Annotated in this window: 2 protein-coding genes; both read left to right on the forward strand. The window is 48.6% G+C overall.

What is annotated here, in order from left to right:
- Positions 1-170 precede the first annotated feature (170 nt).
- A complete protein-coding gene (locus PHI12_15125) occupies positions 171-383 on the forward strand; it encodes a hypothetical protein (protein MDD5512116.1) in 213 nt (70 codons plus the stop codon).
- 166 nt (positions 384-549) lie between these two features.
- Positions 550-953: hypothetical protein (locus PHI12_15130; GenBank protein ID MDD5512117.1), on the forward strand; the 404-nt coding region annotated here is incomplete at its 3' end.

Consider the following 953-nt stretch of genomic DNA (forward strand, 5'->3'; position numbering starts at 1 on the left):
GATACGAGCCATCCTCGTCGATTACCTGAAACTGCTGAGAGAGGATCTTACCCCGGCACAGCAGGCTGTGCAAAGCGTGGAAGCCGAGATAAGCCGCGTAGACGCTGCTATTAAGGAATTGGACACCCGGGCAGCTGATGTGGTAAAAATATTCAAGGGAGGGCTGAGCCATGAGTAAAGAGCAAGAAGAATTAAAGGCTATAAATACCCTCAAGCGTTTAGCTAAACGTTGGCCTAAAACATTGTGGTTATTCTCAGGGAACGGGACTCTATATGTTATGCGAACAGGCAAAAACGGAGAACGCATACAAGATGCTTGTGGTCTGGATAGAAATTCTATTGTAGACACAATAGACATACCAAATGATGGTGGAGACTGGTAAGAAGCAGGAAGATAATGACGTTACCATACGAGCCTATAGAAGGAGCTAACCATCTTATCCAATGTCCATATGGCTGGGTATTAAACTCAAACGTTGGTTGCGATGAAGCCCTGCAAATGCTATGTAAACGCGAATGTAAAACATCTAAAGCAAAGGAGGCGCAGCAATGTTTAAACCAAAAGGATTCGTGATCGTCGAGAAGGAAATAAAGCATACCTTGCCGCCCCCGGAGAAAATAGGAGGCTGCGACTATAATATGAAGGACGAATACTTCGGCGCGATGCAGGGTAAGATGCTGAAGGTGATGGACGTGGCTGTGGACGGTGGCGGCTATCTGGTGATGGCCGAAAGCCCAAAGGCCGGGGTGTTTATGTGGTTTCTCGATAAGCGGGACACGATAGGCACTATGATACCATACGCCGTCATCAGCCAGTTCAAGCGCGAGCGCCTGCAGGACGCCATGAAGGCTGCGGGTCTCGAGCCGGACGCTTTCTCTGACGAGGTGATTGATATAGTGAGTAAGGCGGTCGGCGTGGATCTCAAAAAGGTATTGGAAGAGTTGGAGGTGCT

Source organism: Dehalococcoidales bacterium (genome assembly GCA_028716225.1).
Taxonomy (GTDB): domain Bacteria; phylum Chloroflexota; class Dehalococcoidia; order Dehalococcoidales; family UBA5760; genus UBA5760.

What these genes read in the sequence shown, in the direction of transcription:
- PHI12_15125 (MDD5512116.1), top strand. Translation starts at nt 171, where the DNA reads ATGAGTAAAGAGCAAGAAGAATTAAAGGCTATAAATACCCTCAAGCGT.